This is a genomic window from Shewanella phaeophyticola (genome assembly GCF_025398315.1).
GTDB classification, from domain to species: domain Bacteria; phylum Pseudomonadota; class Gammaproteobacteria; order Enterobacterales; family Shewanellaceae; genus Shewanella; species Shewanella phaeophyticola.
Window position 1 is genome coordinate 4,419,846 of sequence record NZ_JAODOQ010000001.1, and the last position, 24,136, is coordinate 4,443,981.

At 42.4% G+C, this 24,136-nt stretch carries 18 protein-coding genes and 5 pseudogenes; 7 read left to right on the forward strand and 16 right to left on the reverse strand.

Features of this window, described 5'->3' with window-relative positions; genetic code table 11:
- Nucleotides 1–2: 2 nt before the first annotated feature.
- From N4T56_RS20570 to N4T56_RS20580, 3 genes are all read right to left on the reverse strand, one after another.
- Nucleotides 3–779, reverse strand: a complete 777-nt coding sequence (locus tag N4T56_RS20570; protein ID WP_261734492.1) for a capsule biosynthesis GfcC family protein — start codon at nucleotides 777–779, stop codon at nucleotides 3–5.
- The gene (locus N4T56_RS20575; RefSeq protein WP_261734493.1) at nucleotides 776–1,495 is read right to left on the reverse strand and encodes a YjbF family lipoprotein; all 720 of its coding nucleotides are present in this window, start codon (nucleotides 1,493–1,495) and stop codon (nucleotides 776–778) included. Before N4T56_RS20575 ends, N4T56_RS20570 begins: the two co-directional genes overlap by 4 nt.
- Nucleotides 1,496–1,585: 90 nt before the next feature.
- Nucleotides 1,586–1,852, reverse strand: a complete 267-nt coding sequence (locus tag N4T56_RS20580) for a hypothetical protein (protein WP_261734494.1) — start codon at nucleotides 1,850–1,852, stop codon at nucleotides 1,586–1,588.
- Between the two features lie 244 nt (nucleotides 1,853–2,096).
- On the opposite strand from N4T56_RS20580, the gene coaD reads away from it, so the two are divergent.
- Nucleotides 2,097–2,600 carry a pantetheine-phosphate adenylyltransferase gene (gene coaD, locus N4T56_RS20585; RefSeq protein ID WP_261734495.1) on the forward strand — a complete coding sequence of 168 codons (504 nt, stop codon included), beginning with the start codon at nucleotides 2,097–2,099 and terminating at the stop codon, nucleotides 2,598–2,600.
- A gap of 51 nt (nucleotides 2,601–2,651) precedes the next feature.
- Here coaD and mutM read toward each other — a convergent pair.
- The 7 genes and pseudogenes from mutM to N4T56_RS20620 all read right to left on the reverse strand — a co-directional run bounded on the left by mutM (nucleotide 2,652) and on the right by N4T56_RS20620 (nucleotide 8,820).
- Nucleotides 2,652–3,468: pseudogene (mutM, locus tag N4T56_RS20590) on the reverse strand (bifunctional DNA-formamidopyrimidine glycosylase/DNA-(apurinic or apyrimidinic site) lyase).
- Nucleotides 3,469–3,477: 9 nt separating this feature from the next.
- Nucleotides 3,478–3,936: a hypothetical protein gene (locus N4T56_RS20595; RefSeq protein WP_261734496.1), complete on the reverse strand. Its 459-nt coding sequence runs from the start codon at nucleotides 3,934–3,936 to the stop codon at nucleotides 3,478–3,480.
- Between the two features lie 221 nt (nucleotides 3,937–4,157).
- On the reverse strand, nucleotides 4,158–5,972 hold the full coding sequence (locus tag N4T56_RS20600) for a bifunctional molybdopterin-guanine dinucleotide biosynthesis adaptor protein MobB/molybdopterin molybdotransferase MoeA (protein WP_261734886.1): 1,815 nt from the start codon (nucleotides 5,970–5,972) through the stop codon (nucleotides 4,158–4,160).
- 18 nt (nucleotides 5,973–5,990) lie between these two features.
- Complete coding sequence (gene mobA / locus N4T56_RS20605; RefSeq protein ID WP_261734497.1) at nucleotides 5,991–6,581, reverse strand: molybdenum cofactor guanylyltransferase MobA; 591 nt, start codon at nucleotides 6,579–6,581, stop codon at nucleotides 5,991–5,993.
- Nucleotides 6,565–7,314, reverse strand: coding sequence for an energy-coupling factor ABC transporter ATP-binding protein (locus N4T56_RS20610; protein ID WP_390904136.1), 750 nt, complete (start codon nucleotides 7,312–7,314; stop codon nucleotides 6,565–6,567). The genes mobA and N4T56_RS20610 overlap by 17 nt, the downstream gene beginning before the upstream one ends.
- Before the next feature lie 4 nt (nucleotides 7,315–7,318).
- A pseudogene (locus N4T56_RS20615) lies at nucleotides 7,319–8,026 on the reverse strand (ABC transporter permease).
- Nucleotides 8,023–8,820 (reverse strand): substrate-binding domain-containing protein, encoded by a 798-nt coding sequence (locus N4T56_RS20620; protein WP_390904137.1) that lies wholly within the window; start codon nucleotides 8,818–8,820, stop codon nucleotides 8,023–8,025. The pseudogene N4T56_RS20615 and the gene N4T56_RS20620 overlap by 4 nt, the downstream one beginning before the upstream one ends.
- Before the next feature lie 222 nt (nucleotides 8,821–9,042).
- Here N4T56_RS20620 and N4T56_RS20625 point away from each other — a divergent pair.
- Together N4T56_RS20625 and N4T56_RS20630 are read left to right on the forward strand one after the other, a co-directional pair.
- Nucleotides 9,043–10,530: pseudogene (locus N4T56_RS20625) on the forward strand (sigma-54-dependent transcriptional regulator).
- A 53-nt stretch (nucleotides 10,531–10,583) separates the two neighbouring features.
- Nucleotides 10,584–12,672, forward strand: a pseudogene (locus N4T56_RS20630) (sensor histidine kinase).
- A 471-nt stretch (nucleotides 12,673–13,143) separates the two neighbouring features.
- Here the strand turns inward: N4T56_RS20630 and N4T56_RS20635 are convergent.
- Together N4T56_RS20635 and N4T56_RS20640 are read right to left on the reverse strand one after the other, a co-directional pair.
- Nucleotides 13,144–13,824, reverse strand: a complete 681-nt coding sequence (locus tag N4T56_RS20635; RefSeq protein ID WP_261734499.1) for a 7-cyano-7-deazaguanine/7-aminomethyl-7-deazaguanine transporter — start codon at nucleotides 13,822–13,824, stop codon at nucleotides 13,144–13,146.
- 261 nt (nucleotides 13,825–14,085) lie between these two features.
- Nucleotides 14,086–15,443 (reverse strand): annotated as a pseudogene (locus tag N4T56_RS20640) (isochorismate synthase).
- Nucleotides 15,444–16,165: 722 nt separating this feature from the next.
- On the opposite strand from N4T56_RS20640, the gene N4T56_RS20645 reads away from it, so the two are divergent.
- From N4T56_RS20645 to ccoG, 3 genes are all read left to right on the forward strand, one after another.
- Nucleotides 16,166–17,359 (forward strand): HD-GYP domain-containing protein, encoded by a 1,194-nt coding sequence (locus N4T56_RS20645; protein ID WP_261734500.1) that lies wholly within the window; start codon nucleotides 16,166–16,168, stop codon nucleotides 17,357–17,359.
- A 299-nt stretch (nucleotides 17,360–17,658) separates the two neighbouring features.
- Nucleotides 17,659–19,101, forward strand: coding sequence for a sigma-54 interaction domain-containing protein (locus N4T56_RS20650; protein ID WP_261734501.1), 1,443 nt, complete (start codon nucleotides 17,659–17,661; stop codon nucleotides 19,099–19,101).
- A gap of 172 nt (nucleotides 19,102–19,273) precedes the next feature.
- Nucleotides 19,274–20,731, forward strand: coding sequence for a cytochrome c oxidase accessory protein CcoG (gene ccoG / locus N4T56_RS20655; RefSeq protein WP_261734502.1), 1,458 nt, complete (start codon nucleotides 19,274–19,276; stop codon nucleotides 20,729–20,731).
- A gap of 140 nt (nucleotides 20,732–20,871) precedes the next feature.
- Here ccoG and N4T56_RS20660 read toward each other — a convergent pair whose 3' ends face one another.
- Nucleotides 20,872–21,384 carry a malate synthase gene (locus tag N4T56_RS20660; protein ID WP_261734503.1) on the reverse strand — a complete coding sequence of 171 codons (513 nt, stop codon included), beginning with the start codon at nucleotides 21,382–21,384 and terminating at the stop codon, nucleotides 20,872–20,874.
- A gap of 151 nt (nucleotides 21,385–21,535) precedes the next feature.
- Here N4T56_RS20660 and N4T56_RS20665 point away from each other — a divergent pair, with 151 nt between their 5' ends.
- Nucleotides 21,536–23,065, forward strand: coding sequence for a DUF3612 domain-containing protein (locus tag N4T56_RS20665; protein WP_261734504.1), 1,530 nt, complete (start codon nucleotides 21,536–21,538; stop codon nucleotides 23,063–23,065).
- Here N4T56_RS20665 and N4T56_RS20670 read toward each other — a convergent pair.
- Genes N4T56_RS20670 through N4T56_RS20680 form a run of 3 tightly spaced genes read right to left on the reverse strand, consistent with a single transcriptional unit; the run spans nucleotide 22,985 to nucleotide 24,133 of the window.
- Nucleotides 22,985–23,530: a type 1 glutamine amidotransferase gene (locus tag N4T56_RS20670; protein ID WP_261734505.1), complete on the reverse strand. Its 546-nt coding sequence runs from the start codon at nucleotides 23,528–23,530 to the stop codon at nucleotides 22,985–22,987. The genes N4T56_RS20665 and N4T56_RS20670 overlap by 81 nt on opposite strands.
- Nucleotides 23,517–23,699 (reverse strand): hypothetical protein, encoded by a 183-nt coding sequence (locus N4T56_RS20675; RefSeq protein WP_261734506.1) that lies wholly within the window; start codon nucleotides 23,697–23,699, stop codon nucleotides 23,517–23,519. The genes N4T56_RS20670 and N4T56_RS20675 overlap by 14 nt, the downstream gene beginning before the upstream one ends.
- The gene (locus tag N4T56_RS20680) at nucleotides 23,696–24,133 is read right to left on the reverse strand and encodes a hypothetical protein (RefSeq protein WP_261734507.1); all 438 of its coding nucleotides are present in this window, start codon (nucleotides 24,131–24,133) and stop codon (nucleotides 23,696–23,698) included. Before N4T56_RS20680 ends, N4T56_RS20675 begins: the two co-directional genes overlap by 4 nt.
- Between the last annotated feature and the right edge of the window lie 3 nt (nucleotides 24,134–24,136).

The window sequence follows — 24,136 nt, forward strand, 5'->3', positions numbered from 1 at the left end:
GGTTAACGTATCCAATGTTTTAATAATGCGAGTATTTGCTGGTTTAATGCTTGTTCGTTTTCTTTCACGCCTTGAAATTCTAAGTAAATAATTGCACCAGGGGCAATGTCAATATGTTGCTTATTCCAGTAAGCAATAGGGTATTGATGTAATGTGCCATCGGGCTGAATCAACCAAGCGAAACTGTTATTTGAATCACTTAATGGCATTGCGTTATCTAGGTATTCGTTGGCGTGTTGTCTCTGCTCAAATGGTTGTGAGCCATTTTGAGTAACCGCCCCTAATATGGTGACATCTTTAGGTTTAGTTGGGAGCGTGAGTAAATATGAGCCGTTTATAAGCGGATTTAAGGCAGCTTTTAATCGAATAGAATCATAATCTAATGGGATGAATTCACGCTTTAGAAATTGCTGATTTTCAATCCAGGCTGACAAAGATTGTAACGATTGAATATGCTCAGGTTTTCCCATGTCGGTATATTGGGTTTTCAGTGCATTTAACACATTACGTTTCTTTTGCTGAAATGCGCTTTCGCTGCTGTAATCGTACAACGCTGCCCCTAGCCAATATATTGCTTCTGGCTGAGTTGTCATTGCAATACTGTGACTGTTTACAAGGCTGTCTTGTATGATCTGTACTAAGCGTGGTGCTTGTTCATATTGCAATGTAATGGGTGATTTATTGTGAACGGTTTGGGTTACCGTAATTAACGTCGAGGCGTGAGTGTATGGCGTGCAAAACACTAATAAAAATAAGCATAATTGAATTAACGGCTTCATTTAACGTCCTTAAATCCATAAGGCTTCAAAAGAGTAATGTCGATATAAGGCAAGTTAGGAGCTATCTTCTGATAACTTTTCATAACAGTTCCATTTGCAGCATCAACCCAAAATTGATTGTCGTATTCAAGGTCGAGACTTGGGATGACAACATGTTCATTAAATTTTTTAAGGTTTAATGGCTTGTCATTTATGATGACCGTTTCATCTGTAATGAAACTGAATGTTGACTGCTGTTCATAGTTAATATGGTAGCCAGGCTGCCAATCGATAGTACTTTGCCAATACCGTGGTGTGCTGTTTAAGTGCAGCCCTAATGCAATCGGGTCGGTTTCTTTACTGCTTAGTTGAACCCGGTTGCCATAAAATAGATTGATTGTTTTTAGTAGGCGTCCGTTGCGTGTCACCAACATTCCTGCATCTGAGGAAATCCATTTTAACTCAATGTTTTCAGCGCTAGGTGTTGTGGATGGGAGTGTTTGTGGTGCTTCAGCAAGAGCTAATAATACATAGGCACGGTGCGAGTCATTTACTCTAACATAAATACTAGAGTAGGGAGTTTGTTCGATTTCTTCTGCAGAAATAGTATCGTCTGGTAAACCGACAACGCTTTCCTTAAGCATGTCACCAATTTGAACAAAAGTATTGCTACAACCGGTTAAAGTAAAAAGGAAGAGTACGAGGAGTAAATATTTTGGATGAAAAATTGAAGACATACGAGCTCAATTCCTTAAGCTATGGTGCAACAATGGCGGAAAATAAAAAAGCACATTTTTCAATGTGCTTTTTTTTACAAAGTTACGAATTTAGTTAGTTACTGAAGTCGTAGTCGTACCTGTACCAGTGCTTGTTGTGGTAGTGCCAGTACCAGTACCGTTACCACTTTCTTCATTGCTGTCATTTACTGCAGCAGCAATAACACCTACAGTGATAGCACCTGCTACAACCGCTGTACCAACTGTTACACCGCTACCTACTGTAGTTGTAGTTGTGCCAGTTTCAGTACCATCAGCTGCATGAGCTGAACCGATCATTAATAAAGCTGCTGTTAACGCGATAACTGATTTTTTCATATTCAAAGTCTTCCCATAATTTGTCCAAACACACCTAATGGAAGATTAGCATATAATCGACTCACTTCCATATATAATTCGATACTAATGCTTAATAAATATTCAGCGAGATCGAATTGCTAATTTACACGAATTTAAATTTTTTTACAAAAGCAGTTTAATTAAATATCAATTACAATTGGGTTGTACGGCAATGAGCTGTTAAAATTGCTTTAATTTCATCTCACGTTTATGGCTTTGTATTATGCATAGAAGAGCAATTTACCCTGGCACGTTTGACCCTGTGACGAATGGCCATACTGATTTAATCGAACGCGCGGCGCGGTTATTCAAGCATGTCATTATTGGTATCGCTTCTAATCCGTCAAAGCAGCCAAGGTTTAGCCTTGAAGAACGTGTTGCTCAAGTCAATCTGGTTACTGCACATTTAGATAATGTTGAAGTAGTGGGTTTTACTGGTTTACTGGTCGATTTTGCTAAAGAGCAACATGCTAGTGTGTTAGTGCGTGGATTACGTGCTGTATCGGATTTTGAATACGAATTCCAACTAGCCAATATGAATCGCCGTTTAAGCCCTGATCTTGAAAGTGTGTTTTTAACGCCATCAGAAGAAAATTCATTTATATCCTCAACCTTGGTTAAAGAAGTGGCGCTTCATGGGGGAGATGTCAGCCAATTTGTTCACCCAAAGATTGCAGCCGCTCTTAAATTCAAAGTTGAAGAGAGTAAAGCGCCTCATAAAGAGTGAGCTTTAATAAGCCATATTGCTCAAAAGTAAATTGTGATATGGCTTTCATTCCTATCTCTGCTGGCATAAACCACAAAATACTGTGGTGCGTTGTCCTAGTTTTATTTCACTTAATATATTGCCACACTGGGTGCAGGTTTCGTTGCCTCGACCGTATACATGTAGCTTTTGGGCAAAATAGCCAGGTTTCCCGTCGGCATTAGTAAAGTCTTTTAGAGTAGTGCCACCTTGTTTGATGGCGTGGGCTAAAATCTGTTTTACCTCACTGACTAACACGGTTAATCGTTCGATATCAATTTGACCTGCTTCAGCTTGTGGATGAATACCTGCGGCGAATAGGGCTTCGTTGGCATAAATATTACCGACACCGACCACAATGTGATTATCCATTAGGCATAGCTTAATGGCTTTTTTCTTCCCCGCGAGAGCGGCCTGTAGCTGTTGCGGAGTAAACGCTGGATCCTAATGGTTCAGGCCCAATTTTGACAATAATGGATGGGCATCTTCGGGTAATTCATACCATAACCATGCACCGAAACGCCTTGGGTCATTAAATCGCAGCATCCGGCCATTTGCTAACACTAAGTCGATATGGTCGTGTTTTTCTACTGGCGTATTGCGCGGTAAAATACGTAGACTCCCTGACATACCTAAGTGGACAATAGTTATTCCTGCATCGGTGTCGATTAATAAATATTTGGCTCGACGACGTATATTGTTAATACGTTGGCCGACAATGTTTTGCGCTACATCAGGTACGAGTACAACGCAGCGATCCATTACGCACAATGAGTTCAGTTACCGTTTGTTCGATAAGGTAAGGGCTGATCCCTTGTCGGGTGACTTCAACTTCCGGTAATTCAGGCATAAACACTCGTTATTTTGATTGAGAGGGCACATTGAGAACAGGCTGTAATTCAGCGCGCAAGCTTGGTGGCACTTGATACCAATTTTGATTTGATGACCGCAATAGGCCATCGTCGGGGAAATAACGCCATTGCTGTGCAGTGTGAATATTGCTAATTGCGATAGTGACAATTTGTTCGTTTGACCCGTGTTCAGGTTCAACGGTTAATGGCGACACATTAATATTTTGCCACGCTTGTGCCCATTGTTGGCAGTTCAGGACTTGCTCGTGACACCACCACTTATCTTCTTTTTTGCTCAGCCATATGTCATCAAGATGTAATTGCACTAAGGGAAGTTGAGGGTCAAATAAAGCGACCACATCATCGGGGACATTTGCGGTTTTGTCATCAATAAATGACAACACACTAATCATAAAGACACTGGCAGCAATAATAATATAATTCCAATTTTTTCGAGAAAGCGCCATAAAAGAGTCCTTTTATTTGATGTAGCGGTATGCTTTTAGTGTATCACTCAGGCAATAAAAAACGAATCTAGCACAGTAAGGTTCTAGCGGGTTACTAGAGCACCGTTATACGATTGCAGTGGGGATTTAGATTAGCGATAAAGAGAGTGGTTGATAGGGGTGAAGTATAACGTTGCTCGACAATCATGCGCATTGTGCATTGATTGTCGAGGCTTTAAGGCTTAAAGCAAATCAGCAAAGGGTTGAATAAATACGCTTTCACCAGCAGGAATCGTGGCGGTATCGTCAGCGATAATAATAAGGCAATTGGCATTGACCATTGAGTTCAGCATCCCCGATCCTTGTGCTCCGGTGGTTTTAACCTGAATTTGGCCGTTATCAGCAATGCTATATACACCGCGTGAAAACTCAGTTCTGCCGGTTTTGCTTCGCAGTGGTTGAGTCGCAATCGCAGGTATAAATTGTGGTTGCCATTGAGTTTCACCAGCCAATTTTCGGATAGCCGGTTGAACAAATTGCATAAATGACACCATCACCGCGACAGGGTTGCCGGGTAAACCAAAAAATAAACTCTGGTCAATTTTACCCACGGCTAACGGGCGGCCTGGACGCATATTGATACGCCAGAAATGGGTACTACCCACGTTAGCCAGTGCCATTTTGATGTAATCTGCATTACCTACAGAGACACCGCCTGAACTGATAACAATATCCGCTTTTGTTGCGGCATCGCTTAATGTGCTCGTCAGAGTTTGTTCATTATCGTCGATAATACCGAGGTCAATTACCTGACACCCTAGTTTTTTCGCCATCGACAAAATAGTGTAGCGGTTAGCATCATAAATGCAGTTAGGTTTTAACTCATCTCCTGGTTGGCTAACTTCATCTCCTGTTGAAAATACTGCGACAACAGGACGCTTAAAAATAGGCAGTCGATTAAAACCAAGCGATGCCATTAAACCAAGCTCTGCAGCACCTAGTCGGCTACCGGCCGCTAATGCGACTTCACCTTGGGCAATGTCTTCTCCTGCAAGGCGTACATGTTGGCCTTTGGTAATATGCTCTGATTCAAGTAGGGTTAATTGGTTATCTTGCTCTTGAGTCAGCTCACGCGCTTGGATGGTGTCAGCACCTTGCGGCACGGTGGCGCCAGTCATAATGCGTACCGCTTCACCTGACTGTAAAACATTAGGATAATGATGGCCTGCTAATACTTCGGCAACGACTTTAAATGGTGCTTTTGATAGGTCATCAAATGCAAAAGCATATCCGTCCATTGCGGAGTTGGTTTGTTGCGGTACGTTAATTTCTGAAATGATATCGTGTGCCAATACGCGATTATCAATATCAATTAAGTCGACGAGTTCGGTTTCGCGTGTAGGAGTCACTTGGCTAAGCACTGTGCTAATGCCCTGCGAGACGCTGATACCTTGCTCAGAGCCTGTAGGTTTTGGAATGTCAGCATCGTTAAAACAAATCGGCAGTTGAGCCTTTGGTGCTTGCCAGCTGTTTTTGTAATGCTCAACAAAATCAGCAATTTGTGCCACATTATTTAAATCTAATCGTGTTAATGAGTCAGGCACTTGCGTGTCTTCGCAGCAGGCAATCGCCACAATATTATCATCATGAACATGGATCAACGGCTTATTATGCGCTGCGCGGTGCAGTTCAATTTTGGGTAATGCCAGTTTTTTAAAGCCTTCAACTAGCACAATATCGACTTTATCAACTTCAATTTGGCGAAGTAGGTGTTGTAGTTTTGGGTCATCTTCAACGGGATCTTCCGTCATTAGCGCCCAGCGCACATGAGAGGCAACAAGCACTTGTTTTGCGCCAGCTTTACGCATTTCGAAACTGTCTTTTCCTGGGATATCAACATCAAAATTATGATGCGCATGTTTAATCACCGCTAAGCGAATACCGCGTTGGTTAAGTGCTGGAATAAGTTGTTTTAATAACGTTGTTTTACCCGTGCCACTAAATGCACAAAACCCTAGAACGGGAATAGGTAATGGATTACTAAAAACTACAGTCATCATGAACCTCTTAATAAATTACTTGGCAATTTGTTGGGCGAGTTGCTGTTTTTGTTCTGGTGTATTGACGTTGACAAAGGCATTGGGTTGGTCAGCAAAACTCTCAATAGCCACTTGATGCTGGCGATACCAAAAATCAATCTTACGCTCTCCGGCATCTAAAAAGGCCTTCATTGATGCGACTAACTGTGGTTTAAGTAATAACACGACAGGTTGCTCACGTTCACCATCACTGGCGACGGCAATATCAGCATTTTGTTCGGTCAAAGCCTTTAGCAAGCGCTGCGCTAAGTCGTCAGGAAGCATTGGGCAATCGCAAGGCACAACCAATAAATACTCGGCTTGGGTTTGCTTTAGCGCAGTAACCATGCCAGCGAGAGGACCTAAATAGCCACTGTCTTCGTCGCTAAACACACGATATCCCCATTGCTCATATTGAGCTTGGTTGCGATTGGCATTAATCATTATGTTATCGACTTGGCTGCTGAGTTTGTCGAGAGTGTGGCAAATCATGGCTTGGCCATTAAGATCCACTAAGCCTTTGTCATTGCCGCCCATGCGCCGAGCCATGCCGCCCGCTAAAATTACTGCGTCAATCTGTGGTGCCATAGTGTAATTCCGTTGTATTAGTCTGATGCACAGTTTCTGCTGCAGGAACATGCATGCTGGTGTGAATGGTACGTTGTTTAATATGCCAATGTTGTTGGCATAATGCAGTAAGGCCACAGGTTTGATGGCTACTAAGTAATAGTCCTGTGCCGTCTTGTTTTAATTGATTTATCATCTCAAGCACTAAACGTTGTGACTGTTTATCCATATTTGAAATAGGTTCGTCTAACATGAGCAACTTTGGCTGAATAATCCACGCTCTAGCAATAGCCAATCGTTGTCGTTCACCACCGGATAAGTCGCTTGCATTGTGGTTAAGTAAATCTCCAAGCTGTGCCATATTGACGGCTTGAGTAATACGATCATTGCGCTCACTGACGGGTATTTTCAATTGGCTTAATGCGTACGTTAAATTGTATTTTACTGTGCCTTCAAATAAATAAGGGTGCTGATGCAAATATACCGCTTTGCCAAATAAGTTGTCAGGCTGCCACCATGATTTAGGGGCAAAACCTTGGCTAATAACCTGCCCCTGGGTTGGGGTCATTAATCCTGCCAAAATTTTCATTAAGGTAGACTTACCCGAACCATTATCACCTTGCAGGTATATGACATCGCCTTGTTTAAACGTCAGCTCGGGTACGTTGAATAAAGTATTTTGTTTAAACTTCATCTGCAAATTGTGCGCGCTAATTTGCACGGTTTGCTGTTTTTGTAATGTATCTGAAATCATCATCCTAATGACTCCTTGGGAGGGCTTTGCCTCGCAATGAACCCAAAATGAAGTTTAGCACTAAGGCGAGTATGAGTAACACTAATCCCAAGGCAATTGCTTGAGCAAAATCGCCCTTGCTGGTTTCGAGCGCTATAGCTGTGGGAATATTACGAGTAACATCCATAATATTACCACCGACCATCATAGAACAGCCCACTTCAGTCAAAATTCGGCTAAAACCAGCAATAATGGCTAACAAGAGCGGTACTCGTAATTCACGACATAATGTCCAAACCGCACGTAACCAGGAGGCGCCTAACGTTCGGGAGGTTTCCCAAGCTCGTCGATCTACACTGGAAAAAGCCGCTTGAGATAAGGCGATTAATACGGGAGCGCAAATGAGCATTTGTCCTAAAATCATGCCTTTTTGGGTAAATAGCCATTTTAAATCACCCAAAGCACCATTACGAGTCAACAACAAATACACCAATAAACCAATCACAACAGTTGGAATAGATTGTAGCGTTTGCACTAAATTTATAACGATCCATCGACCGCGAAAATGGCTAAAGGCAAGGATGAAACCTAAGATAATCGACGGGATAATAGTGATCAGCAGCGCCGCAAAAGACACTGAAAATGAAATGTTTATAATGGCTCATACATCAGGGTCGAAAGATAGCAGCAAGCTAAATGCTTGCTGCAATAGGGCTAACCAGCCTTCACTCATTTCTTATAAGTTGCCTTAAACAATTGCTCTCCTTGCACGGTGAACTCGTTAATCATCGTTTGTGTTGCAGGGCTGATAAACCAGTCGCTTAATGCTTTTGCGCCTTTATGGTTTAAATCTGGGTATTTTGCTGGGTTAATCAACATAATCTGGTAAGGGTTGGCTAACGCTGCGCCACCTTCAAAGCTAATGTTAAGATTTAGTTTAGCTTTATAGGCAATATATGTTCCACGGTCTGTTAATGTATACGCTTGTAACTCATCAGCCATCAATAAGGTTTTCCCCATGCCTTGGCCGACAGAAGTATAACCGTTAAAGTCAGGGGCTACGCCCGCACTTTTCCAAATCGCAAGTTCTTTCATGTTGGTGCCAGAATTATCACCACGAGAAACAAACTTACTTGGCTTATGAGCTATTTTGCCAAAAGCTTCAGCGACATCTTTGCTTGATTTTGCTGCCGCAGGGTCATTTTTAGGCTCTAATACAATAAAATCGTTTTCCATAATGCCACGAGGTTCAATACCAAAACCGTCAGCCACAAATTTTGCTTCGGCGGCAGGAGCATGAGTCATAACGACATCAACATCTCCCTGACTTGCCAGCTTTAATGCTTTACCTGTACCGGTGGCAATCACTTGAACAGTGTAACCTGACTCAGCTTCAAATTTAGGTAAAATGGCACCTAATAAGCCTGAGTTTTCGGTACTCGTTGTTGTTGCGAGTTTAATGACTTCACCCGCTAAAGCCACAGGGCTGAACATCGCACCGCTTAACACTGTAGCGGCTAACAACATACTGACACTTGCTTTGAGTTTTAACATTTCCATTCCTTGTTGTATTAATGACCAGAATTCATCTACTTAATTAAATTGTCCTTAAGCGAGTTTTTGCTTAATTACCAAAGCCATAAGCAAGTTAAATGCCAAATGGGATTTATGCAAATACACTTCACGGCTAAAATCGAAACTGTGAACTTGATCTCAAGCTTAAATAAATTATATTAGACAAATTGTCCCATGATCACTTTTCTGTGGTTCATAGTGACCCTGTCGGATGAATTCAATGTTAAAGTGAGCTTAAGCGAGTCAAAATGTCCTAATGTAGAGTCTACTTATGAGTTCAGATGTACATATTAATCCTATAGCACACACTAGTATGTCGGTTTTAATCGTTGATGATGAACCAGGCATGCGCAGCTTTTTAAAAAAGCGTTAACCAAAAAGTTTGCTTTAGTTGAAACTGCATCCACCATAGCAGAAGCTGAAACGATCCGTAGTCAGGGGCATTTTGATTTATTAGTTGTTGATATTCGATTACCCGATCGCTCAGGTATTGAATGGCATGAAGCGTTAAATGATCCAGACAGGCAGTCTGACATTATTTTTATGACGGGTTATGCCGACATGGATGTCGCGATTAAAGCTCTGCGGGCTGGCGCATCTGATTTTATTATGAAGCCATTCCATCTTGAGCAAATGATGACAGCAGTTGATCGTTGCATCGAAAAGCGCTTATTAAAACGTGAAAACTTTATGTTACGCCGTGAGCTTGCTCATGGGCAGTCTTCCAACATTATTGGAAATAGCGAAGCCATTCGCGATGTTAAACAGGTTATCGAACGCATTGCGCCAACTAATGCAGTGGTGCTCATTGAAGGAGAATCTGGCACGGGTAAAGAGCTGGTGGCCAGACAATTACATCAACTCAGTGGCCGTAGCGGGGCATTTGTCCCCGTAAACTGTGGAGCCATAGCACCAGAATTATTGGCCAGTGAGTTATTTGGTCATACAGCCGGCGCATTTACCGGTGCCAAAGGGATGCGTGAGGGTCTATTTAGTTATGCCTCTGGTGGCACTATCTTTTTAGATGAAATTGGCGAAATGCCAATGAACATGCAAACCGCACTGTTACGAGTCCTTGAAGAACGCGCCATTAGGCCTGTAGGCAGTGAAAAAGAAATAGAAATTGATGTGCGTGTGGTTGCGGCAACTAATCGGTTATTGATTGATGAAGTTGAGGCTGGACGTTTTCGTCGGGATTTATTTTATCGTTTAAACGTGCTCAATATTGTTATCCCTTCGTTACGCTCTCGCCCTGAAGATGTGGTCGAACTCACCCATTACTTTACATTACAGTTGTCACAAGAGCTGGGGATCAAGGACATCATTTGGAGCCATGAAGATTTACAAGTACTTCAGCAATACGATTGGCCGGGTAATATTCGTGAACTACGCAATATGATTGAACGTTGTATTTTATTGGGTAAACCCCCTGCTGAATATTGGAAAAAACCCGCTGTCACCGTGATCCCAGAAGCAATGGGATACCCTTTAGATTGGCCGTTAAAAGAAGTCGAAAAGCAGCATGTAACCCAAGTTGTTGATGCCCATAATGGTAATAAGTCTGCTGCCGCCCGTGACTTAGGTGTGTCGCGCAAAACCCTAGATCGTAAATACAAAGAGTGGGCGAACCTTGATGATGACACTGATGGAGAAGCGCAATAGTGGCGCAGTCCTCAGGAGTTATCACCCGGGTCTTTGGTATTAGCTGGCAGCAGATGCAGTCAAAGATCCGCTATCGAATTTTATTTCTTACCTTATTACCCATTATATTAACGCTGGTTAGCCTGGTTTTTATCACGATATATTGGAATGTGATATATACAGGCAAGCAGTTGTTTATGAAGGTAAAGGCTGATTTGGTTGTCGCTGATAATACCTTGTCTCAAGTACAACAACGGCAACAGCACCAATTGAGTACGATCAGTGGCTCATGGGACTTTCAACATGCTTTTCAATTGTTAAATCAAAATGACCCTAAGCCAAATAGCGCAGCAATTAATGCACTCAATATTTTACTGGCGCAAAAGCAACAAACACTAGGGTTAGACTTTTTACGACTCATCAGTGTGGCAGATGCCGCAGCAGATCCTGACTTACGCCTAATGTTGCATCAAACTCAGCAACAGGCTATTTCAGGGTTAATGGTATTATCTAAAACACAATTAGCCCGGATTAACTCATCGCTTGCCGACAAAGCCTATGTTGAACTCGTGCCGACTCGGCATGCTACAACGCCTGAAAAAAAGTCAGAGACTCGCGGTTTATTGAGCCGCACATTAATGCCCGTTACCGATTTAACTGGCAATGTGTTTTGGTATTTAGATGGTGGGATTATCTATAACCACAATACGGCCATAGTTGATCATATTCGTGATCTTGTGTACGACAAAGGACCTTGCCTGAGCGCTCTATTGGTACCGTCACCTTATTTTTAGACAACATTCGCATTAGTACTAATGTGCCTTTGGAACAGTTTCCGAGCAAGCAAGAAAAAAATAACCGTGCAATCGGGACATTAGTCTCTGATGAAGTCGGCCAACAAGTATTAATTGAAGGCGAAACCTGGATTAACCGTGCGTTTGTTTTTAATGATTGGTATATATCGGGTTATTCGCCCTTGTACGATATTCGCGGTAAGCGTGTCGGCATGGTGTACGCTGGGTTTTCTGAGGCGCCATTTTTACATAATTACTTATTAAACATTATTGAGCTTGGCACCATCCTAGTGATTGTATTGTTTTTATCTGGCTTTTTAGTGTATCGCGGTGCTAACAGTTTATTGCAACCAATAGAATATATTCACCAGGTTGTCACGGCTGTGCAAGCGGGACGAAATGTCAGGATTGGTAACCTAGGACTTAATAAAGAGAACGAACTGGCCAATTTAGCCGAACAATTTGACCGAATGCTAGATCAGTTACAACGACGTAATGCGCAAATACAAGCCGCAGCAGAACAGCTAGAAATCAAAGTTGAACAACGCACCCGTAGCTTGCAAGATAAAACCGAAGAACTCGAACGCAACGTTGCATTATTGCATGCCACTCGTCAACAACTGGTAACCAACGAAAAACTGACCGCATTAGGTGAGTTAATTGCCGGTATTGCGCATGAAATCAATAATCCCACAGCAGTGATTTTGGGTAATATGGAATTACTCAAATACGAGCTCGGTGATGATGCTAAAGCGGTTGAAGAAGAAATCGATTTAGTGATTCAACAGGTGAAGTAGGATCACCACGATTATCCGCAGTTTATTGCAGTACAGTCGCCCTGGTGAGTTTAATGCACCTATTGAGCCACAAGCTATTACTCCCATTGTCGAAGAAGTATTACTATTGGCGCGTCACTCAATTGAGCAGCAAAAAGTTGAGTTAGTCAAAGAGCTGAATGCTACCGGCATTGTTGAAGTTAATCGACCGCAATTATTACAGGTGTTAATTAATTTAATGGTTAACGCAGCCCATGCGATTACAGACAATGGTCGTATTTGGGTAAGAACTTACGATTGGATAGAAGATGGCCAAAGTATTGGGGTGAAAATTGAGATTGAGGATGAAGGTATCGGTATTAGCAAGAAAGATTTAGGTCGTATTTTCGACCCCTTTTACACCACCCGCAAAGACGGTACAGGGTTAGGTTTATCTCTAAGCTACGGTATTATTAAGCGCCTTGGTGGCACCATTGAAGTCAAATCAACAGTGGATATAGGCACAGTATTTACTATTGGCTTATACCATAAAGCCAAAGCTGATCAGCAGCTTGAAGCCGTATGATGGTTTGCAGTTTGGTGATAAAACGTAGGTAAAAAGCAGGCAAAAAAAAGCCGGGTTAATAACCCGGCCACAAAGAGTGTGTGAGCAATGTCGTGCTTGCGAACTCTGTAAACCAATAAAGGTGATGAAGTCTCTATAAAGTAAACCGAGTTTTGGAACGCAAATTAATAATAATCATTCTCATTACCATTTGCAATAGGTTCATTTCTAAATAAGTAATCTTTACATTGTTATCATTTACACCTTCCAACGATTAATTCACAACCTTATGAAAAATATATAATTATTTTATTAGTGTGTTGTTGATATAGCTTCTGTGTTTACGATAGAGGCTTTAAATGGCATAGACTTGAGCGTTATTTTTTATGCGATTAAGCCAACAGCAAGACGCTACTGGCTTAATCGTGTCGCTTGAGATGGTGCGGATTTCATTGATACCAAGATTACGAGCCGAACTGGCTCAACCCGCAATGAGTAACTAGATGCATAGCCAGCTCAATTACTTAACAACATCAACAACAATGTTGTCTTGTCCTTTTGGGCTATCAAATAAAATGGTGTCCTGAAGTACTTTTAGCAATACGCCATAAGCGGGTAAAAATAATCCTAAACTCACAATCAACTTAAAGCCGTAATCGACAGTGGCGATCTCTGGCCAATGGGTTGCCATAAAGGTGTCACTAGAGGCATAAAAAGCCACACTGAAAAACACCAGCGTATCGACCAAGTTACCAATTAAAGTTGAGGCCGCAGGAGCTACCCACCATGCTTTTGCACGGCGTAACTTAGCAAATACCGTAATATCCATAAGCTGACCAATCAAATAAGCCACAAAGCTGGCAAAGGCAATGCGAAATACAAAGCTATTCCACTGTGCTAAAGCTGCAAAATCTTGTAGTTGGCTCTGATGGAACAATACTCCCACTAAATACGACACTAATAACGCAGGGATCATTGCTTTGAGAATAATGCTTCTAGCCGCTTGTTGGCCAAAAATTCTCACGGTTAAATCGGTGGCTAAATACACAAACGGAAAGCTAAATGCACCCCAAGTGGTGTGGTAGCTAAACAACTGGAAAGGTAATTGAACAAGGTAGTTACTTGCGCAAATAATTAAGATATGAAAACTGACTAATAGCATCAGTGCTCGGCGATATTTCGCCTGGGATAACTGCAACATATTGTGGCCTTTTTAATTGGGTTAGCGCGGGGTGAGGGAACCCGCTATTAATTTGATTAACAGTCTTTAAAAGCGTCATCTTGGCCATTGAGTTACCTACAACAGCGCCAATAACTGACTGATACAGAGAATATTATCATTATGGTTATGTTTGTTTATTTTCGCGATTTTTACCTGGCGTGATACCAATGCAAAGGTTGCTGCAAACATGGGGGCGGGATAATAGCATGGGTTATACCCAAGCGAAAGATTAAACAGTGACTAAAAGTCGATTAAAATAGCCAACACCGTGGCCAATTTATTTTCTAATTCTTGCCATTCTGCGAGCGGATCTGAGCCCGCTACAATCCCTGCACCGGCAAATAAATTGATTCTTCTTGGTTCTATTAAGGCACTGCGAATAGCAACCGAAAACTCAGATTCATTTCGATTAAAATAACCACAAGCACCCGCATACCAACCCCGAGCGTAACCCTCGCGTTGACGAATAAAGTTTAATGCTGCTTCGCGAGGCAGTCCGCCAACGGCAGGAGTGGGATGCAGTGCGCGTAATAATTCAAAATCACTGACCCCAGGTTGTAACTGTGCACGAATGGAGCGATGTAAATGCTGAATATGGTTAAGTTTAAAGATTTTAGGTTGTTCGTCAGCCCCAATATATTGGCTTAGTGGCGTCAACACATCGACAATGTGTTTTCTCACCAATTGGTTTTCATGGCTGTTTTTAATGTCGTCCAATAATGCTTGGGCGAGTATGGTATCTTCATCTGGGTTGAGTCCGCGTACCGTTGTACCAGCAAGCGCCTCGGTAAATAACTCTTGTTGACGACGAAGATATAACCGCTCGGGAGAGCATGAAATAAATGCCCGTTCTGGACTAAATTGAAAGCCAAACTGAAAACTGTTGGGGTTTCTGCCTTGCCAGCATGCCAACACTGTCCAAGGATCAATATCGTCACTCACATCAATTTGAGTGTGGCGTGACAACACCACTTTTGGCGTTGTACGGTTAAACTTTTCTTGGGTGACTTGATTAACTAATTCTTCCCAGCGCTCATAATGGGGTAAATCACTGCGGCTACCATTAATGTCATTTTATGAGGTGGTGACAAAGGTTTTGGCTTTTGCACTTGTGCGATTGCGTTAAGTGCCGCTTGAATTTCTTGCTGCGGATCTGTGTCTTCAAAATTAAGATTAACCAAAATCCTAAGCTTGTTACCGTGGCGGCGTAACTCTATTCTTGGTAACACAAAATGGGCTCGGCCAAATTCAGGCCAGCATTCTACTGTGCGGTCAAAAGCTAAACCACCGTAATAACGGATGTCTTGTTGGCTGGTTTTATTGCGTTGCTGTTGATAAATTTTCGCTAAAGCATTGTCGTCTACTTGGTCTTCAAAAAAGAAGCTTTTACAGGTGCCAATGGCGGCAACATCTTCGTCTCTGTCTCTACCGTGCCAGTATATTTTGGGAAACTGCTGCTGTGCTGCTAACCACGATAATAGCGGTAGCGCTGGCGCTTCTACAGATAGTTGAATAATCGCTTCTCGTGCAGGTACTTTACTGAGCTGGTTAAGCTTAGTAATCAGTTCACTGAAATGTGTTTCGAAGAAGTGACCCAAGTAGAATGTCCTCACGAGTAGAGTTGTCTGCGTTACGGTAATAAAGTGATGAAATACTGTCAATTAGCAAGGTTAAATCGTGTGATCTGAATTACTAATATAACAGTATGGTTAATTTCATAGTGACCTGCAGAAAAAGATAAATTCGTGATTTGAGTGTAATTGAATTACACATATGTTTGCTTTATTTTAATGATTTGTAGCTCAAGCTACTCCAGTAAACCAGCTGGCTGAGATTTACTAGGGTCTGTTGATCTTTGCTGTTTGAATTTTGTTCGAGTTAAAAACGTTTTAATCGAGGCGAATGGATTGATGCCTAGTCATCTAAGCAACTCTTTATTTGCAAAGAATCATTCAACAAAGAGTAAAACGTTTTTAGCCGAACCTTTCAGGCAGCGTTTGTTGGCCATTTTTACTGCGTTATCGACTTTTTATGTAGAATAACTACACCTCAAAGTCTCTGCCGCGCACTTGTATATGAGTAATGACCAACAATTCGCTGCAAAAACAATCTTGAAAGATCAACAGACCCTAGGTATAGAGAGTCAATAAAGCCTATTTTGTAAAATAGTGATTTTTAAAGAGTTGCTCACATTTCTTGAGAATATGCGCTGATAAGTACATTAAATCAGTAGTCTAATAAGAGAAATTAAGTCAAAATAACGTGAGAGTTTGTGTGATGTAGATCCCACTATTTAAGTTTTTTCCCGGAGTGCGTGTACATGAGTGATTCTGTTGAATCAAACAATGTCATAAAGATCCCAGTCGACAAGCTTGCCCTGGGCATGTTTGTTACCGCGATTGATCGCCAACAAAGTAAAATTGATATCCGTAATCCGGGTCAAATTAAGCACCGTGACGCCATTGTTAAGCTGAAAAAAAACAACATTACCACGGTATGGGTCGATGTTGAGCGCTCGTCAGATAATTGCGGCTTAAAAAAAGCCAACAAATCGAATAGCGCCACTAATCCATTGGCACGTAAAGCCACTGTCAGCCGAGATGGTCAACAATCTCAAGCCAAAAAACTGCTTGCAGAGGCCAAAGGTTTAATCAAAAAAGTAATGTCTGAAACCTTCGAAGGCAAAGCCATTGAAGTAGGCCAAATTGAAGATGTTGCTGACAAAATGATTGAGTCGGTGATAGCCGATGCCGATGCATTTAAGTGTATTTCTGCATTGCGCACTAAAGATGCCTACTTGCTTGAGCACTCAATTAATGTCGCATTTTTATTAGTGACTTTTGGTAAGCACTTAGGCCTTGATCGTGAATTGCTCAAACAAATGGCCGTGGGCGGTATTTTGCATGATATTGGCAAAATTAAAGTCAACAACGACGTTTTGCATAAACCAGGAAAGTTGACTCCAGAAGAGTTTGAACACATGAAGTTGCATCAAGTGTATGCAATGGAAATCATGAATGAAACCAAAGGCTTGTCGCAAGTTAGTAAAGATGTGTGTTTAATGCACCATGAAAAACTGGATGGCAAAGGTTACCCTAATGGTTTAACTGAATCCCAAATTCCACAACATGGTCGTATGAGTTGCATTGTGGATATCTTCGACGCGTTAACCGCGACTCGTTGCTACAAAGAAGCCATGAGTCCTGCGGCGGCTTTTAAAATTTTACTGAGTTTAACGCCATTTCATTTAGACCAAAAATTGGTGTATGAGTTTATTCGTTGTGTGGGGATTTACCCTGTTGGCTCGTTGGTGCTGTTATCTGACGAACGTGTCGGCATTGTGTGGGACTCTAAAGGCCGCGATGCGCTACATCCCATTGTTAAATGTTTTTACTCACTAAAACATAAACGCTATACCGAAGTCGCGCTAGTTGACATACACAAAGTGGATATCAATATTGAGCGTGGCGTTTCTCCGGGAACCCTTGAAGTCGATCCAACTCCTTTTTACTAATGCATTTATCCCAGTAAGATGGCTTGCTACGATATTGATATCGCGTTAATTAAGTGGTCGATAACGGGTATTCTCAGTCTGTTGTGCTAACCCACTCAAATGAAAACTCACCCTTCTAAAGAACTAATAGGTGCAATATCTATGAATGCAGTGGCGCGCACCCAATGCATCTTTTGTGTTTATCTCATTTTAGCTTACCTTCTCGTGAGATTAAGGGATTAAAATATCATTGAATACAGGTCGCGATATTTCGTGACTTAGTTATACTAAACCCATACATGTTTAATGCTATGGTTTATATGACTGATTTACCCCACAACCCAATGCTAACTTCAAGGCATTTTTTACCTGAAAACACCTTACTGCTTAACGCCATGAGCGAGGGCGTTTATGGTTTTGATTTAGACGGAAATGCGGTGTTTATTAACCCAGCTGCAGAGCAAATGACCGGCTGGAAGAGTGAAGAGTTAATTGGTAAAAACATTCACGATTGTCATCATCATAGCCATGCCGACGGTAGCCATTATCCACAACATGATTGCCCAATTTATCGCACATTGCACGATGCTATACCGCGCCAGGTGTCTGATGATGTCTTTTGGCGCAAAGACGGTAGCAGTTTTCCCGTGTATTACAGCTCGACACCGGTTTATCATCAACAAAAGTTAGTTGGTGTTATCGCGATATTTCGTGATGTCAGCATGCAAAAACATACCGAACAATCACTTAGGCAAGCTTTGGCGCAGGTGCAAGCATTGTCTGAACGCCTCGCGTCAGAAAACCAATATTTACTCACAGAGCTACAAGGTCAGCAAGGTGCGTTAGGCCTTTCAGGCAATAGCCAACCGATTAAGCAGTTAATTCAGCAAATTAATCTGGTGGCCAATACCGACAGCACGGTACTTATTTGCGGCGAAAATGGCACAGGCAAAGAGTTAGTGGCTCGCAGCTTACATAGACTAAGCCACCGTAAAAATCAGCCCATGGTCAGTGTTAACTGTGCGGCTTTTTCCAGTGCGTTATTAGAAAGCGAACTATTTGGTCATGAAAAAGGTGCATTTACTGGTGCAACAGCGCGGCGTAAAGGCCGCTTTGAACTGGCACATAATGGCACTTTATTTTTAGATGAAATTGCTGAGCTGAGTTTATCTGCCCAATCAAAGCTGCTACGTGTTATTCAAGAGCAAAGCTTTGAAAGGGTTGGCAGTAGTGAAACGATCAGCGTGAATATTCGCTTAATTGCAGCAACTCACCATGATTTAACTGCACGAGTAGAACAAGGCTTGTTTCGAATGGATTTATATTATCGCTTAAATGTATTTCCGATTACCGTGCCACCACTACGCGAACGCCGTGAAGATATCCCCCAGTTGGTGAGCGACTTAGCGGCATCATTGAGTAAAAAGCTAGGTAAAAAAATCACCAAGGTCAGTACGAAAGGATTAAAAAACCTCCAACAGTATACCTGGCCTGGTAACGTACGAGAGTTACAAAACTTGATTGAGCGAGAAATCATTTTGTCGTCAAATGGCCAGTTGTCATTTAATACTTTGCCAGCATTGGGATCTGCGCCGTCAACCACGGCAATGCTAACCATGGCACAAGCAGAAGCTGAGCACATTGTTGCAGTGCTTAACACAACGCACTGGCGGATTTCTGGTGCACAAGGTGCAGCTGCTATTTTAGACATGCCCGCCAGCACCCTTCGGTCTCGTATGAAAAAGCTCGGCATTGAGCGGTAACATATTTTTTCATGCACGGGTAATCACGATATATCGCTATAGTGACGATATATCGTGATATCTTGATAGGTGAATTCCAGCAAAGTTATATTAAATCATAGCCTTAAGTGTTTTCTTTTGTTGGCTTAGTCTTTGCTATAGCAGGGTAATACCGTGTTATAGGAAACCCGTTATGCCCAACTCATCAGCTCAAGTTACGTCAGCAGCTCAATTAAGTGATAAATTCAAAGCTTCACAGCGTATTGATGTGGTTCAAATCGCCACGCCGTCAGCAAAAATCCATGTGCGTGAACAAAAAGGGGTCTTTCAGCGTTTGCGCCAGTACAGCAATACCTTGCTGATCGCATTATTCTTTTTACTGCCTTTTATTAACTATCAGAGCCGTCAGGCGATTTTGTTTAATGTCACCGAGCAGCAATTCTTTTTCTTTAATCTCACCTTGTGGCCACAGGACTTTACTGTATTAGCGTGGTTTTTTATGGCGGCTGCGTTTGCGTTGTTTTTTGTCACTGTATATTGGGGGCGTGTATGGTGCGGCTTTATGTGCCCACAAACCGCCTGGACATTTATTTACATGTGGATCGAAGCCAAAATTGAAGGTAACCATCATCATCGAGCTGCCTTAGACAAAGCGCCATGGTCAATAAGTAAATTACGTAAACGGCTGACCAAACATACCTTATGGATTGTGTTTGCCTTACTTACAGGATGCGGGTTTATCAGTTATTTTATGCCTGCGCGTGAACTGTACATTGATATTTTTAGTGCAAGCAGTGGTTTTTGGATCGGTGCCTGGGTATGGTTTTTTGCTATATGTACTTATGTAAATGCTGGTTGGATGCGCGAAATGATGTGTTTGCATTGTTGCCCCTACTCACGCTTTCAAGCGGTGATGTTTGACGCAAATACCAAAACAGTGAGCTATGATGCGGCGCGCGGCGAGTCTCGTGGGCTACGTAAACGCGCTGAAAAAACCGAGTTAGGTGATTGTGTTGACTGCAACTTATGTGTTGATGTGTGCCCAACAGGGATAGATATTCGCAATGGGCTGCAATACGAGTGCATTAATTGTGGTGCCTGCGTTGATGCCTGTAATCAAACCATGGAAAAGTTTGGCTATGCTGCCAATCTTATTAGTTTTACCAGCGAAAAAACCTTAAAAGGTCAGCCTCAAGCCAGTGTGTTTTCGCTCAAAGCCCTCGGATACGCCAGCGCACTGTTGATAATGATTGGGTTAATTATTATCGATTTAAACCAATTAAATCATATTCAGCTTAATGTCATCCGAGACCGGCAAACCTTGTACCGTGAAGTGGGTGTCGATAGGGTTGAAAACAGCTATCAGCTTAAAATTCGTAATAAAACTCAACAAGCTGCAGTATATCAAATCGAGGTGTTCAGTGATGAAATGCCAACGTTTACCATAGTGACCGACACTGTGGTGCAGATAAAACCAGGCGAACAATTAGATTATCCTATTACGGTTAGTAGTCGTCGTAGTGAGCGCGTTGATGATACTAGCCAGCAAACACTGCAATTTAGTGTGACTCAAATTAACAATGCCGCTAGCCCAACCCCAATAACACCGTTAAATCAGGTGACGCAAAAGTCTCGCTTTTTCTGGCCTTAATACAACTAACACAATAACAAAAAGACTTCTCACATTGATTAAATGGGAGAAGTCTTTTCTGCTTGATACTCGCAATGTATTGCCGCGATTTAATGTGGCGACTATTTATCGCTTCGAGCATGCATCACTTTGAGTATGCATTAGCGCTGATGTAAAGCGTAGTCTGTGCCATCTTTAGCTGTAAATACCTTGCAGTTACCTTCGGTCGGCTGGCAGCTCGTGTGCAGTAAGCTAATCCACTGTTTGTAAGGTGTCGGTAAGTTTTTAATCGGCATAGAGACTTGAATATCTTCAATATGCGCATTGTCTGTTGCCCCTAACTTGCCAAGGCGGTCAAAACAAATTTCTACATGGGTATCGTTGTTTTTCAATACCACAGAGGTCGGCTCATTTTTGTGGCTCGTTAACGCCACAAATTGACATGGATTTTGTAAGCCACACTGGGTGCCATCTTTTAAGAAAGCCAGTAAGTGGTTGTAGTAAACCACGTAACTGCACACATCTTGATGTGAACCATTGGCTAATGGGAATTGCGCATCCAAAAAGTCTTTTGCATTTGTGCTGCGATCTTGTTGGTTTGTTGTCGCCACAAATTGCTCACCGATGAAGCGGTTAAGGTTTTGGGTGGCTGTATTGCTTGCTTGAGTAGACATATTCATCGCCTTATCCTCTTCTTGTGTTGTAGGTCAGAAATTAATTTTGTTATTTGTTTACTATTAAGCCTTGTTACCAGCTTGATTTTTAGTCTATGCTATTTTTACAAAGAATTTCACAATAAAAATTTTACACTGTGAATTATACAAAATGAGAAATGAAAAAAGCTTAATGCGAAAGACCCATTTTTTGGGGACAAAGATAAGAAACTTGCGTAAACGCAATAACTTAACAATGGAAGACTTGTCAGCACGTTGTGTACGTGTGGACTCGAGTAATGCGCCTTCGGTGTCATATTTATCGATGATCGAGCGCGGAAAACGAGTTCCGAGTGCCCATATGTTGGCTGTTATTGCTGCCGTTTTTCAAAAAGAAGTTGAATGGTTCCTTGATGATGTGCCAGAGGATGAAGCGATTACGCCAGAAAAAGGCAACAAAGGCGGGGTTAGTGGTATGCCGCTTGAACCAAGCTTTTTGTTTTCTAATGATATTTTGCAAATCGCTATTCCTGAAATGCTATCGCAAACCGGTACCAGTGGTCGTCAGTTTGCTCACTTGCTTATTCGTGCACACCAAGAGCATCACCAAAATCACTTTCCTGATCTTGAGCGCGCCGCAGAAGAGGTGGGCTTAAAGCGTATGCCGCTAGCCATTGAAGACATCATGGATATTGCCAAAGGCATGGGGTTAAAAATTAAGTGGATTGATCGTGCGCCAAAAGAAGTGATGGACGAAAGGGGGATGAGCTCCAAGCAATTAGTCACCTCCTTTTTTGAACCGCCTGGCACTATTTACGTTAGTAATATTTTAAAAACGAGACCTAATCGTCTTAAATATGACCTCGCAGTGCATATTGGCCATTGTGTATTACACAACAAAGACGGATTAAAGAGTGTCATGATGTCGGGGCGCAGAGAAGACTCTGAAGACGCCTACGCACCGCAATCAAATAACATTAATGCTCAAGATATCTTGCATGCCTGGCGTGACTTTGAATCGAGCTTTTTTGCTGGTGCACTATTGTGCCCTAAAGTACCTTATCGGCAGTTGCTTGACCGTCACGGCTATGAAATTAACGTGCATAAACAATTGCAAGTGTCGGCCTCGGTGGCCATGCGCCGCATGACCGTTGTATCGCCATACCCACACTGGCATTACTTTGATGCTTATGCACCTGGCAAGCTTAAAGCGGTGTATCGCGGTAATGGTATTCCACTGCCATGGGGTAATATGCGCTTGGTGGAAGATCCGTGTCAGCATTGGGCAGTATTTAGAATGATCAGTGAGCCCACTGAAGGCACCTCGGCACAAATATCGATTTTAAATGTCGGTAATGAGCCGCGGATTTATTGTTGTGAGTCGATCAAAGTCGATGACTCGGCGGGTAACCCACATGTGTTGTGTGCCGGAATCGACTTAAATCCGGCAATTGAGGCTCAAGGTAAAGATGCGCAGTCGATTGCAAACGATTTAAAACAAGCTTGTGCTGGCAATGGCGGCTCAATTGACATCCCTAGACACATTAAAAAAGACCTCACCAGTGTGGCGAAAATCCTTAATATTAATTGGATTGAACGCGGAATTAAAAACGAAGCACGGTTAATTTGTTCGCGTGGCGCTGTATGTCCGCGCCAGCCAAGTTGTTATGCAGCAGGGCGAAACCTGTGTGAAGATAATTAATTCACACAAATTGCGCATCCAGTAACTCAAATAAAAATTGGCCGAGTTGGGTTTGATGTTGTTGAGTGTGTAGCCCATGGTTATTGGGCACTCATCAGCAAAAAACTCAGCCAGCTGCTCGATTTGTTTATCATCCCATTCAGGATGAAATTGTAAACCAATGGCATGCTGGTGGCGGTACATTTGTACCGGACATTGTCCACTTGAGGCTAATATTGCAATATGCTGCGGCAAGGTGACGCCTTGTTCATGCCATTGCGGAACCGATAAGACGCTGCCGTCATTAAAGGTAATATCTTGCCAGCCTAGTTCTGGTGCTGCCATTTCAATGACCTGACCGCCCAGTTGCATTGCCAGGAGTTGCGCCCCTAAACATATGGCTAATATTGGGCGTGGTAACTCAAGGGCTTGGTTAATCAATGCACATTCAGCTCGCATCCATGATGGGTTGTCAGCCACATTCATTGGCCTCACCTAATACAATTAACCCCTGATATTTTATCAGCGATGCGGGCAATTCATCTGGGGCGTAAAAGCACTCAAGAGTGATGTCGTGACGTTCTGCCCACAATGCAATGCGCCCGACCCCTTCAGCCGGATGATGCTGAAAGACGGCAATGGTCGGCTGGGTCATTTTAGTTCACCTAATTCAAGGTAAATCCGTGTGATATCCTCCTTGCCAGATAAAGCTGATGAAAGCAGCTTTTCAGAGATAAATAGCTGTTTATCTGCTGCAAGTGTCAATTGGCTTGGCAGTGGAGTTTGCACATTATCAATGCGAACAATATGGTCTGCATCTGGGCGAACGCTAAGGGTATTAACAATAAATTGCACCTTGTCATCGGGGTGATAATTCAGAGTGTGGTAATCATTGTTAGCCGACTTATTTAAGCCGCTTTCTAGAGGTAATGGATTAAATAACACAATTTTATCGACATTGATGGTTTGCGATTGCCATTGCATTTCACCGCCACGCTCAAAGTGTCCTTTAACCACATCTACAGTCAACTGAGAGGTGTGATTTGAGTGCTTGGGATCTAATCTAGATAAATCAAAAGTGGTAGGCACTAT

Coding starts and splice junctions, on each gene's coding strand:
- N4T56_RS20570 (WP_261734492.1), bottom strand. CDS start 779: ATGAAGCCGTTAATTCAATTATGCTTATTTTTATTAGTGTTTTGCACG.
- N4T56_RS20575 (WP_261734493.1), bottom strand. CDS start 1,495: ATGTCTTCAATTTTTCATCCAAAATATTTACTCCTCGTACTCTTCCTT.
- N4T56_RS20580 (WP_261734494.1), bottom strand. CDS start 1,852: ATGAAAAAATCAGTTATCGCGTTAACAGCAGCTTTATTAATGATCGGT.
- coaD (WP_261734495.1), top strand. CDS start 2,097: ATGCATAGAAGAGCAATTTACCCTGGCACGTTTGACCCTGTGACGAAT.
- N4T56_RS20595 (WP_261734496.1), bottom strand. CDS start 3,936: ATGGCGCTTTCTCGAAAAAATTGGAATTATATTATTATTGCTGCCAGT.
- N4T56_RS20600 (WP_261734886.1), bottom strand. CDS start 5,972: ATGACTGTAGTTTTTAGTAATCCATTACCTATTCCCGTTCTAGGGTTT.
- mobA (WP_261734497.1), bottom strand. CDS start 6,581: ATGGCACCACAGATTGACGCAGTAATTTTAGCGGGCGGCATGGCTCGG.
- N4T56_RS20610 (WP_390904136.1), bottom strand. CDS start 7,314: ATGATTTCAGATACATTACAAAAACAGCAAACCGTGCAAATTAGCGCG.
- N4T56_RS20620 (WP_390904137.1), bottom strand. CDS start 8,820: ATGTTGTTAGCCGCTACAGTGTTAAGCGGTGCGATGTTCAGCCCTGTG.
- N4T56_RS20635 (WP_261734499.1), bottom strand. CDS start 13,824: ATGTTGCAGTTATCCCAGGCGAAATATCGCCGAGCACTGATGCTATTA.
- N4T56_RS20645 (WP_261734500.1), top strand. CDS start 16,166: ATGAGTGATTCTGTTGAATCAAACAATGTCATAAAGATCCCAGTCGAC.
- N4T56_RS20650 (WP_261734501.1), top strand. CDS start 17,659: ATGACTGATTTACCCCACAACCCAATGCTAACTTCAAGGCATTTTTTA.
- ccoG (WP_261734502.1), top strand. CDS start 19,274: ATGCCCAACTCATCAGCTCAAGTTACGTCAGCAGCTCAATTAAGTGAT.
- N4T56_RS20660 (WP_261734503.1), bottom strand. CDS start 21,384: ATGTCTACTCAAGCAAGCAATACAGCCACCCAAAACCTTAACCGCTTC.
- N4T56_RS20665 (WP_261734504.1), top strand. CDS start 21,536: ATGAGAAATGAAAAAAGCTTAATGCGAAAGACCCATTTTTTGGGGACA.
- N4T56_RS20670 (WP_261734505.1), bottom strand. CDS start 23,530: ATGAATGTGGCTGACAACCCATCATGGATGCGAGCTGAATGTGCATTG.
- N4T56_RS20675 (WP_261734506.1), bottom strand. CDS start 23,699: ATGACCCAGCCGACCATTGCCGTCTTTCAGCATCATCCGGCTGAAGGG.